Origin of the sequence: Zobellia sp. 1_MG-2023 (assembly GCF_030549125.1) — a bacterium.
In the GTDB taxonomy this organism is placed as follows: domain Bacteria; phylum Bacteroidota; class Bacteroidia; order Flavobacteriales; family Flavobacteriaceae; genus Zobellia; species Zobellia russellii.
In genome coordinates, this window is sequence record NZ_JAUOSY010000003.1 from 226,089 (window position 1) to 238,028 (window position 11,940).

At 37.5% G+C, this 11,940-nt stretch carries 5 protein-coding genes; 1 reads left to right on the forward strand and 4 read right to left on the reverse strand.

Annotated elements, in window-relative coordinates; translation table 11 throughout:
- Positions 1-128 precede the first annotated feature (128 nt).
- The gene (locus tag Q4597_RS08340; protein ID WP_303405787.1) at positions 129-992 is read left to right on the forward strand and encodes an AraC family transcriptional regulator; all 864 of its coding nucleotides are present in this window, start codon (positions 129-131) and stop codon (positions 990-992) included.
- Positions 993-995: 3 nt separating this feature from the next.
- Here Q4597_RS08340 and Q4597_RS08345 read toward each other — a convergent pair whose 3' ends face one another.
- From Q4597_RS08345 to Q4597_RS08360, 4 genes are read right to left on the reverse strand one after another with little or no spacing between them, the layout of a single operon-like run.
- Complete coding sequence (locus tag Q4597_RS08345) at positions 996-2,318, reverse strand: Gfo/Idh/MocA family protein (protein WP_303405788.1); 1,323 nt, start codon at positions 2,316-2,318, stop codon at positions 996-998.
- Positions 2,319-2,321: 3 nt separating this feature from the next.
- Positions 2,322-4,145: an arylsulfatase gene (locus Q4597_RS08350; RefSeq protein WP_303405789.1), complete on the reverse strand. Its 1,824-nt coding sequence runs from the start codon at positions 4,143-4,145 to the stop codon at positions 2,322-2,324.
- A gap of 8 nt (positions 4,146-4,153) precedes the next feature.
- A complete protein-coding gene (locus Q4597_RS08355) occupies positions 4,154-8,386 on the reverse strand; it encodes a two-component regulator propeller domain-containing protein (RefSeq protein WP_303405791.1) in 4,233 nt (1,410 codons plus the stop codon).
- Between the two features lie 28 nt (positions 8,387-8,414).
- Positions 8,415-11,927, reverse strand: a complete 3,513-nt coding sequence (locus Q4597_RS08360) for a VCBS repeat-containing protein (RefSeq protein ID WP_408065833.1) — start codon at positions 11,925-11,927, stop codon at positions 8,415-8,417.
- Positions 11,928-11,940 lie beyond the last annotated feature (13 nt).

The following is an 11,940-nucleotide window of genomic DNA, read 5'->3' on the forward strand; positions in this document are numbered from 1 at the left end:
CACGAACGCATTATGCACAAAAATACTTTACAACTCAAAAAGCCCTGAAAATCAATTATTGAAAGCATAATTACTATCTTTACATAACGATTATAAGTGCATAAAATCCGATAAGAAGTAAATAGTGTATGAATAAAATTCTGCAATCCTTAAAATTGACCTTTCTACATGGTGGATACGGAAAATTAGATTCCACATGGGATTACGACAACGTAATCAGCCCTTTTTCCCGACTTTATTTGGTAACAAAAGGAACCGCCAAAATATACCACAGTTACGAAGAGTTTGACCTAGAACCAGGCTATCTATATCTTGTACCCAGCTTTACCTACAGCCGGTATAGGTGTGATGACCATTTAGAACTTTATTACATTCATTTTTTAGAAGAGGTTGGCGATGGGCTTTCCATTTATGATATGAAAGATTTTAGGTATGGTATTGAAGCAAATAACGACCATTATGGATATTTTAAAAAGGTTATAGAACTTCACCCAAAGCGTTATTTGGTAGACGATGACCCCACTATTTATGACAAGCAAAAATTTCTACTTGATACCGTGAAAAAGAACGATTTGCTCTCTACCAAGTCATTTATTGAGACTCAGGGACTTCTTCACCTCTTGTTTGCCTCATTTATACAAAACAGTAAAAGTTCCAAGTTGAATATTAGAAGTGATTTTCACGAGGTACTCAACTATATTAAAGAACACTTACATGAGCCCCTTACCGTAGCGGACCTTGCCAAACACAGCAACCTGAGTGCCGATCATTTTTCTAGGGTATTTCAGCAGAAATTTGGAATCAGGCCCAGCAAATACATACAGACCATACGTATTGAACGATCGGAAACCTTATTGCTCACCACAAACAATACCTTAGCGGAAATTGCGGAAAAGACCGGTCTAGGCACCATTTCCTATCTTTCTAGAATGTTCAAATTAAAAAATGGAATCACCCCCGGAACGTTCAGAAAAGAAAGACCCGGAGGTTGATTTTTAGTATTTTCTATTTTTTCTACTCTTCATTTTGTTGGCTTCACTATCACCTATAAATTTTTCTTTCTTTGGGTCCCACTCCAAGGTGCGGCCCAATTGATACCCTATATTACAAATGTTACCCACACTCGCGGAACGATGGCCTATTTCAACATCGGAAATAAGGGGGGTACCTTTTTTTATGGCATCTATCCAATTCTGATAATGATTGCCTCTAGATTTCAGCCCCTCTTTATCCGTTACCTGAGATTTTAAAATCTTAGGCGGGTCAGTTTCCAAATAACTTCTACTAATATCCAAATTACCTTTGGTCCCTATAAACCGAACACCCCATCCCCTACCAAAATCTTCGTGAACCATTTCAATTCCATTTTCATAGAACATCTGCATACCTCTTACCGCTTTTTTGTCCGCAGGAGGAATAAATTTTACCGGACCAGTTCTATCCATTCCCAATCCCCATTGGGCAATATCAAACATATGAGCGCCCCAATCCGTTAATATGCCACCTCCGGTCTCACTAAACAGTCTCCAATCCGGAAAGAACGCTTTACTCTCCTGTGGCGCAAGTCTTTCATTATAGGGCAACAACGGTGCCGGACCACACCATTGGTTCCAATCTATTTGAGAAGGTACCGGCTGAGAATCCATATTGAATGGAATAGCAGGGTCACCCACATTAACAAGTACTTTTTTGATATCACCTAAATAACCGTTCCTTACCATTTCCGTAGCTTTTTGGAACGTGGCCCACGAACGCTGCATACTCCCTGTTTGTAAAACCTTACCCGTTTTTTTAACGGTGCTTACCATGTCTATGCCTTCCTGAATCTTCAAAGTTAAAGGTTTCTCGCAATACACGTGCTTGCCAGCCTCCATAGCCCCAATGGCTTGTATGGCATGCCAATGATCAGGTGTTGCAACCACTACGGCATCTATGTCATCTCTTTCTAAAATTTCAAGATAATTTCCTGTTGTTGTAAGGCCTTTATAGTTATTCTGTTTGCGCTTATCTGCATACAATTTACTTACATGTGCCTTAAACCAATCGTTTTTAGTTGTCCACACATCGGAACCAGCTACGATTTGCGCTTCGTCTGTATTTTCTAAAAAAGCATTGGACAGCGTTATACTTTGCTTACCAAGGCCAATGTATCCTAAATTTACCTTATCGCTTGGCGCGACAAAACCCCTACCTAAAACATGTCTGGGAACAATACTTATAGCACCCGCAGCTAGAGCCGTTTTAGAAAGAAATGACCTTCGGGATAATGAATCCGTCTTTTTTGAATTTGCTTCAATATTTTTCTTGGCCTTTTTCATGGATTATCCTTTTTTTTCGATTACTATATAATATGCGGAAAACGCGTTTCCTTCATCCGTAATAAAATGACTATTAAGCTCGTAGCTTCCTTTTTTCAATTCCCCCTGTAGCTGTGCATAGGGTTTGTCCAGGTCAACATTTCCTTCTAGAGAAACATCACCTAGTTTCACTTGAGCACCCTTAAAATTGATGCGCCTTCCTACAGGCAATTCATTTACCGTTGATGATCCCATAATAACATCTGAAGCAGCATTAAGAGACAAGCCCGATTCTGGTGGATATCTATACAATTTAAACTCATACTCACCATCTTCAACAATATTCACGCTATAATAGCCTTCCGGAGAAAACTCCCCCTCACGAATTTGAACTTGGTTCCAAGGTATGTTCTCTTTTGTATGCATATCATGAACTGTAATCGTAACGGGATTTGCTTCTTCATGACCAATAGGAATTTCGGCATATCTCATTTCGGGTTCTATACCGGACCACCACTGATCATAAAAAGCCTGCATTTTTTTAACCATGTCCGGATGTTGGTCCGCAACGTTATTTTTTTGTCCCGGATCATCAACAATATTATATAGCTCGGTACCACCGATCAATCGCCATTCCGTATTCATAACACAGCTGTTCTTACCTTTTTCAGGCCATTGAGCACGCTGCGTATCTATAACCAACATACGCTCCTTACTTTCTGCACCCTCCTTTAATACGGCTGACATATCTGCCCCATCCAAAGGTTTTTTAGGCTGAAAAGATACTCCTGCCATTTTGGAAAGTGTAGGTAACAAATCTACATTGGCTACCAATTCATTACTCGTAGTTCCCTTTTTTATATTGCCTTTAGGCCAGCTTATAAAAAATGGCACCTTATGCCCACCGTCATAGTGACTACCTTTAGTACCCCGCAAACCAGCGTTGTAACCTAAAACACTTCCATCCTTGCTTTTTGCTATTCCTGCAGCAGTACCATTATCCGTTGTGAATATGATTATAGTATTGTCAAATAATTTTTCGTCTTTTAAAAAATTGACCAACCTTCCAAAGTTCTCATCAATATTGGTAATCATTCCATAAAAACGCTTCTGAACATCGGTTAACGGAGCATCTTCGTATTGTTTGGCATAACTTTCCGGAACGTTAAAGGGTGAATGTGCCGCGTTAAGTGGTAAATACAGGAAGAAAGGTTCTTCTTTCGTACGCTGTACATATTTAATGGCCTCGTTAAACCAGACATCCGTTGCGTATCCTTCCACTTTTTCCGGAACACCATTTCTAAAATAGGTATCGTTAAAATAGGTATTGTTCCAATAATCCGGAGTTTGCTGCACACCTCCTCCGCCATTATAAAGCGTTTCTTGGAACCCTCTATCAAAAGGTCTGTATGGGTAATTATCCCCCAAGTGCCATTTTCCGAACATAGCCGTTTTATACCCCTCGTCTTCAAACACTTCCGCTATGGTGGTTTCATCTTCCAACAAGATAGAACATCCACCAATAGTATGCCAAGCATTGTTCCTATTGCCGTTACGTCCTGTCATAAGACCTGCCCGACTAGGCGCACAAGTCGTTCCCACGTGAAAATTTGTAAGTTCCAAAGCCTCTTTACCAAAAGCAGACAAATTAGGAGTTTTTAGTATAGGGTTGCCATGTGATGCTAAATCTCCATAACCTTGATCATCTGTAAATACAATAATCACATTTGGTTTTTGGTCGTCCGCTTCAATAGCGGATACGGTTTCGGTTTTGTTTTTCTGCCCACAAGATAGTAGGGCTAGAAAACAGACTAAAAGGCCAAACTTGGTACCTAATTTATTTTTCATTTTTAAAGTTATGAGGTTGTTTTTTTATCTTTTAAGTTGGCAACATATTCACTAGGAATTACGCCAAATTGCTTTTTGAAACACTTAGAAAAATAAGAAGCCGTATTAAAACCTGTTTTGTACATAATTTCTTTGACGGACAAATCGCTCTGCTCAAAAAGCTGAACGGCTCTTTTTAGACGAATGTTCCTAATGAACTCACTGGAAGATAGACCGGTAATCTCTTTAAATTTCATATAAAGGTTACTTCGGCTATAGCCCATTTCCTTTACAAGCATTTCTACGTTAAAGTCCGTATTCATCATGTGTTTTTCTACAATTTCAATAGCAGTCTGTAGAAAAGACTCATCTACCGAAGTAACGGCGATTTCCGTAGGTTGCAGCGTAATATTCCTAGTAAACTGCTTTCTAAGTTGATCCCTCTGCTTAAGAATATTGGAGAGCGTTAGTTGTAGCAGCTCCATTTCAAAAGGTTTACGTATATATCCTTCAACACCCAATTTTAGATTTTCTATTTCACTTTCTTCGGATGCTTTTGCCGTAAGCATTACCACTGGAATATGACTCGTTTCTTTATTGGTCTTAAGTTTTTCGCAGAACTCGGTACCGTTCATTACGGGCATTAAAATATCCGTTAAGATAATATTGGGCATAAGACTTTTAGCTAGTTTTAAAGCTTGTTTGCCGTTTTCCGCCTCGTATATTACATACTCCGCTTCCAAAGCCTGTTTTACCAAAGTACGAATATCCTCATTGTCATCAACAATAAGTAGAATAGGGAGTTTAGGGCGTGATTTTGACACATCTTCATCAAGAATTTCATCATTTATCCCAATGGCAAACGACTCAGTTTCCGAAGAGCGCACCAAGAAATCGCTTTCTGAAACCTCTTTTATACTCACCTCTGGAATGTTCATAAAGGTTTCCTTTTCCATTGGAAGTCGTACTATAAAATCAGTCCCTTTATTCGGTTTACTCTTAACGACAATAGAACCTTGATGTAACTCGATCAAATTTTTAGTAAACGATAATCCTATACCCGCCCCTTGAAGATTTCTTCTGTCTTTTTTATCCTGAGTATTAAAACGTTCAAAAATAGTGTTCACTCTATTTTTTGCTATTCCAAACCCAGAATCTCGAACTTTAATAACTACGTTTCTGTTACTTTCCTCAGCTTCACCACTCTTTTCTCTTTCTATTGATATCTCTACGTTTATATGTCCTCCATCAGGAGTATATTTAAAAGCATTGGATAACAGGTTGTTCATAATCTTTTCTAGAGCATCATGATCAAACCATGATACAATAGCGTCATCACTAGCGGAAATATTAAAATCTACATTTTGCTTGTGAGCTAGAAATTGGAAGGGCTGACAAACTTCTTGAATAAATTCAACAACATTACTATTACGCACTACCAAGTGCATTTTTCCCTGATCTATCTTTCTAAAGTCTAAAAGCTGATTTACCAATTTCAATAAATAATTGGTGTTTTTGTACATGATATTGTACTGCTCCTGAACTTTAGTTTGGCTTACCTTTAGCCCATCCTTCCTTAAATATTCTAGCGGACCTTTTATGAGCGTGAGCGGTGTTCTAAACTCATGCGAGATATTGGTGAAGAACTCAAGTTTTACACGTTGCATTTCTTCAGATTTCTCTTTTTCAAGATGATCCAGTTCTAATTGATGTTTTTTACTAGTCCTGATAAACGTGTATCTCCAGAATAACCATAAAACCCCCAACATTAAAAAGCTATAAAACAAATATGCGGCAGAAGTTTGCCAAATTGGCGGTGTAATCTTAATTTTTATTTCCGAAGGAGACTGATCCCATAGACCATCATTATTGGACGCTTTTACCCTAAAAGTATAATCTCCCGGTCCTAAATTTGTATACGTAGCAAAGCGTTTATCCGAAGTAGTTTGTATCCAATCCTTATCAAAACCCTCTAACATATAAGCGAACTTATTTTTTAAAGGTGCTGCATAATGTAAGGCCGCAAATTCAAAGGAAAAATTATTCTGTTTATAGCTAAGTTCAATATCACTAATTTGATTGATGTTTTTTTTCAGAATGACCTTGTCATTCATTTTCTCACCAACCCTTACGGATTTATTGGATACGAGTAAATCCGTAATTACTGTTTCCGCGGGCTGTTCGTTATCATTTATTTCTTCTGGGTAAAACGCATTAAATCCGTTTATCCCGCCAAAAAGCATTTCTCCATCTGCCCGTTTAACACACGCCAATTCCTGAAACTCATTATCTTGCAAACCATCACTTTCATTATAGTTTTTAAACGTCTCGTTTACGGGGTCAAATTTAGAAAGCCCCATATTGGTGGAAAGCCATAAGTTACCTTCACGATCCTCTAGAATACCTTTAATTACATTATTGGGCAGTCCGTCTTTTAACGAATAAGAAATGAAACTATCATCATTTCCGTTTTCACCTGGTATGAATTTGTTTAATCCACCACCAAAAGTACCTACCCATAAATCTCCCGCGATACTTTGGTACAAGGAAAGAATATAATTGTGGCTTATTGCCCCTTTTTGATTCGGGTGCGTTTTATAGGTTTTAAATTTTGGTTGTTTTTTGTAACGTTCTATCTTATTAAGACTACTCAAACCATCTCCAGTTGCAAACCAGATAGTACCATTACTGTCTTCAAGAATATCCCTAATGATGTTGCTAGGTAAAGCGTTGGGTTGCTTGGGGTAACTTTTAAAAGTTGATTTAAGGTAGTCTTTGCCATTATCCTCCTTAATCCACCTATGAATACCTGAAGTATAAGTCCCAATCCAGATATTTTCGTTAGAATCGTTCAAAAGACTGAACACGCCGTGCATTAATCCTTGGGATTTCAGATTTGATTCTTTGATAGCATTTGGATTGCTAATATCCAAAAGATATAGACCCGGTGTGCCTTCTGATCCAATTAATAAAGTTCTCTTATTTGCAATTGTTGTTTCTGTAATTGCAAATGTTCTAGAAATAGAATTAAAATGTTCAAATTTATTATAATTACCGTCATCATCTTCTTCCAATAACATATTTAGGCCGCCACCTTCTGTGCCTACCCATACGGTTCCATTGCTATCCTCGTACATAGCCCTAATCTTATCATAACTTAAACTCTTAGGGTCCGGTGTGTTTCTTACATTTAGGAATTGTTTTTTACCTGGATCAAAAGTATTGACCCCGCCACCGTTGGTCCCGACCCAAATGATACCCGTCTTATCTAAATACAGTGATTTTATGATATTCTTACTAATGCTACCTATATCTCTAGAATCATACGTAAAGCGTTTGACAAATTTGGGTTTTTTCTCAATAGACGTGTTCTCAAAATAAAAGAGTCCCTCATTGGACCCTGCCCAAATGCGGTTGTTATTGTCAACTAGAAGGTTGTTAAAATTGGTGTCGTGAATTTTTACAAGTTCTCTACCCTTGCCTTTTACTTGGCAAAATATACCAATGTTAGTAGCAATGATTAATCGGCCCCAATTATCTTCTAAAATACTCCTAACAATACAATCAGGGAGTCCTAATGAATTGTTTACGTTCCCGAAATAATCCTTTCCGTTTGAATCTTTTTTTAATTTAAAAATACCCGTTGCCCCACCAATAAGAATTTGGCCGTTCTTATCTTCATAAATCGTGTAAATAGAGCTACCGTCCCAACCAATAATAAAAGGCTCCTGTTCAGAATTAAAATGCTGAAACTTTATTTTCTCTGGCGAAACGTTAAGGTCAACCATATCCAAACCGTCACGAACACCTACCCACAAACGGTTTTTACTATCCTTGAACAAGGCAGTCACATGGTTGCCTATAAGACTATTTGAATTTTCATCCTCATTCCTATAAGAGGTGAACGTACCTGTAGCAGCATTATAAAAATTAAGACCACTCCCCGTGGTTCCTACCCATAAGTTACCCTTATCATCCCCTGTTATGGCTCCAATAAGGTTACTGCTAATCTGATTTGGTGAATTGGCACTTGGGTTATAGACCGTAAACTTATACCCGTCATATTTGTTTAGACCATCATGCGTACCAAACCACATGAAACCTTGTTTATCTTGATAAATGGCGTTAATATCACTTTGCGAAAGACCATCACTTGTTGTAATGTGTTTAAAGCTAATGTGGCTTTGGGCATTACCAACAATGGTAAACAAAACTGAAACAATTATAATTATATAATCAAAAAGCTTTACTCTCATCTTCATATATGTGCCCCCTTCTTTTCTATTTCCTTTAATCTAGAACAACCTCTCTACTTATACCTTCAGCATCATAAATTAAAATCTTATCCATTGATTCGTGAACCTGAATACTATTTGACGATTGCGATAAATAACCGGCACCATAATAGAACTCTTGCTTGGCTACATCTCCATTTTTAAAATATATCTCGGCATTAGTTTCCCCCGGTTCAAACTGCACAATGGGTAACTTGAGATTTTGTCTAAAACGTTTTACCTTATTGGAATTTACCGATGCTAACCACAAAAGGGTAGAATCATTTAGAACCACATTCACCAAAGCACGTGCATCATTCTCAACTTTAAACCCAGTTTTAGTATGTAAAACCGATGTGAAGTTCCCTTGATTATCCCCGCTAAGCACAACACCTTTTCCAGCATCATACCAGCCTGAGATTACCTCGGTAAGATAAAAGTTTCCAACTCCCAAAATATCATCCGAACCATCTGAGTTAAAATCACCTGTATCCAAACCAAAAAGTGGAGACAGCTGTGCTTTTTGAGGTAATGGGACTACAGTAAATTTTCCGCTGCCTAAATTTTCAATATAACTAGAGCTTATATAATTAACCTTCAACACTCTCATTCCAGTAGTATCTAATGCCTTTAGTACTTTGGGCATATCAGCCTCTGCATATTGATCATAATTAGGAAATATTCTTTTAATGGAAACCAATTGTTTTGCCAATTCACCTCTAGGAGCCAAGGGTACTTCCTTCCCTTTAATATACCTTGTAATTATAGGATCTATACTAGAATTTTTGTCAAAATCCTTGGCGTATACCCTCATTGGTTCTTTTTTGGTTACTTTATATGCGGTGTTTTCCCCTAAATTACCTGCTATATAATCTATATCTCCATCATGGTCAAAATCCTTACCGATTAAGCTATTCCAAAATCCACTATAATTCTCCAGCCCAGTTTGAGTATTATGCTCCAATCTACCATTTTTATTTTCAAATATGGTTATTGGCATCCATTCTCCAGCCACCATAAGGTCCAAGTCGCCATCATTATCATAATCTGTCCATAGAGCAGAACTGACCAACCCTATTGTACGCAGTTTTTCCGCTTTCTTTTCAGTAACATCTATAAATTTTCCATTAACATTCTCGAGCAAATAACTATTTGGTGTGTCCGGAAAATTTCCTGGAACAATCATACCCCCAACAAATAAATCCAAATCACCATCCGAATCAAAATCGGCAGCTACTACGCAAGATCCGCTAGCCTTTATTTCTGGTAATGCATCTGTTTTATGTTCAAAAACTTCATTACCCTTATTAATGTACAGCCTATCTTGATAGTGACCTTTATCAAAATATTTTACAGAACTACCTCCGCTAACGACATATAAATCAAGGTCATCATCTCCGTCAGAATCAAAGAATAGAGCCCCAAGGTCTTCATATTTTTTGGAGCCCGGAAGACTTATAGAATCAAAAATACCGTTTGACCTGTTGAGAAAAATTTTACCGGGGTAATTTCTTGCCCCACCAACATAGACATCCTTTTTACCATTACCGTTAATATCTCCTGTTGCTATTCCAGGGCCATTAAAATCATTTAAATGCAATAGTAAAGGTTCTCCTCTAAAATCACTGTTATCATTTTCAAAGTGATTATACCCTATAACATTTGCATCTTCAATTTCCGTAAACATTCTGGCAGCAGGAACTTGATTTTTCTTATTGATTGTTGATGCTTCGTTCTTGTTAAGGTTATATAATGTATCTACACGAATATTTTCAAGAAGCTGTTGAGTACCATCTTGCCAAATAACTTTTAAAGAATCTACATGGTTTTGTTTACCTAGCCCCATGTGAATGGCAGAACTTACCGATGACATATAACCCTTTACGGGGTTGTATTCATAATAAAGTTTTTCTTTACTGGATAAAAAAGCAATGACCTTTGCTCCTATACCTTCTACATTATTCTTATTTCCATTTAACCGCACTCTTAAATAGTGGTTTTCCTGAGTCTTATCAGAATTATTTTTATAGAGAAAGGCCGGAGCATTAATATTATTCACGACCAAATCCAAATCTCCATCGTTATCAAAATCTGCATATACAGCACCGTTGGATAAAGATGCCTGTTCAAGTCCCCATAGTTGGGTCTTATCCGTAAACTTTAAACTCCCATCATTGGAAAAAGCGTAATTAGGCAAGAATATACTATCCAACTTTTTTAAGCGCTCTACTATTTTCTTTTCGGAGGCCCTACCCGTTCCATTTTTAAATATTCCGGCCTGACTTGAATATTCCATAAAGTCGTGATTGGTTATATCCCGCCTAAAGCCATTGGTTATATAGACATCTTTAAACCCATCATTATCAAAATCTGCAATTAACGGAGACCAACTCCAATCTGTTTGATGCAAACCAGAATAGCGACCTATTTCACTAAAAACAGGCTTACCTTGTACGTCGTTACCTTGATTTAATTGCAGTGTGTTTCTAATGAACTGTGGCGAAAACCCCTCCCTAAGGGTTTGTTTAAAATGTTCGTGGTTCATATTGGCGGTCATGGTTTTCTGACGCTTATTAATCTCCGGTAGCATATCCATGACCAGTACATCAGGCAGGGCATCATTATTTATGTCCGAAACATCTATACCCATACCATTTCTTGATGTATGCTGAAAATATTGAGATAATTTGTTCGAGAATGTACCGTCCTGATTATTAATATACAAAAGGTCATTAGCAACAAAATCATTGGCTACATAAATATCCGGCCAACCATCTTTATTAATGTCCGTTATTGCAAGTCCCAAACCATAACCCTCTATTAAAATACCAGCTTTTTCCGAGACATTTTCAAACTGAGGATAGCCATTTGCTCCCACGCCCTTATTCTCATATAGACGGTCCGTACTTGGTCCTGAACCATCATTTTTTGTATATAGCTTTTCTATTTCTTTTGGCGGTTCATTTGCATGAGTCATTACATACAAATCTAAATCCCCATCTCTGTCATAATCAAAAAATCCGGCTTGAGTAGAATATCCGGAATCATCTATACCATAATTTGCTGCTTGCTCCGTAAACTTAAAGTTCCCTTGATTTATATAAAGTTTGTTTTTTCGCTCAGCCTCAGTAGCAAAGCCTCCAACAGAGACATACACATCCATCAAACCATCTTGATTAATGTCAATTACGGATATCCCATTAGCCCAATAGCTGCCTTCAATACCCGAACTTTGGGTAACATCTTCAAACTTAAAATCTCCAGTATTCTTGTAAATCTTGGATGAAACCACGTTTCCCGCAAAAAAAATATCATTAAGGCCATCATTATCAAAATCTGCCACACCAACACCTCCTCCTATATAGATGTAGGGGAAACTAAAATAATGGAGTTCATCGGTTTCGTTTATCGTGTTTGCAAAATCAATACCTGAATCACGCTCAGAAACCAGCTGAAATTGTTTTTGTTGATTATCGCAGGATATAAAGGAAATCAAACTTGCTATAAATAGTAATTTCTTCAAGGGCATAATTCTAAAATTC

Coding starts and splice junctions, on each gene's coding strand:
- Q4597_RS08360 (WP_408065833.1), bottom strand. CDS start 11,927: ATGCCCTTGAAGAAATTACTATTTATAGCAAGTTTGATTTCCTTTATA.
- Q4597_RS08355 (WP_303405791.1), bottom strand. CDS start 8,386: ATGAAGATGAGAGTAAAGCTTTTTGATTATATAATTATAATTGTTTCA.
- Q4597_RS08350 (WP_303405789.1), bottom strand. CDS start 4,145: ATGAAAAATAAATTAGGTACCAAGTTTGGCCTTTTAGTCTGTTTTCTA.
- Q4597_RS08340 (WP_303405787.1), top strand. CDS start 129: ATGAATAAAATTCTGCAATCCTTAAAATTGACCTTTCTACATGGTGGA.
- Q4597_RS08345 (WP_303405788.1), bottom strand. CDS start 2,318: ATGAAAAAGGCCAAGAAAAATATTGAAGCAAATTCAAAAAAGACGGAT.